Below are 259 nucleotides of genomic sequence, written 5' to 3'. Positions count from 1 at the left end.
CCCCAACATCTCGATACATTGATTGATTATATCGAAGATTACTTTACAGCTCAAATTATCCCGCTATACAACCAATTAACGTCTATTTTCAATCAACTCGGTACTGGCCAGCAAGATACCATCATTGCAAATATTCAAAATGTCGGAAAGACAATTGGTACAACTGTTGGTAATTTTATCAAAAATCTGTTTGGCAATATCCCTAATTTATTTTCTTGGATTCCAAACGTCGCAACAGTTCTAATTTTTTCTTTATTAG

1 pseudogene is annotated in these 259 nt (G+C 33.6%); it reads left to right on the top strand.

Annotation, left to right across the window (positions count from 1 at the left end):
• A pseudogene (locus tag RYX56_RS23490) lies at window positions 1-259 on the top strand (sporulation integral membrane protein YtvI); the annotation flags it as partial.

The organism is Alkalihalophilus lindianensis, assembly GCF_032843265.1.
GTDB classification, from domain to species: Bacteria; Bacillota; Bacilli; order Bacillales; family Bacillaceae_D; genus Alkalihalophilus; species Alkalihalophilus lindianensis.
This window is presented reverse-complemented; position numbering and strand designations above follow the sequence as displayed.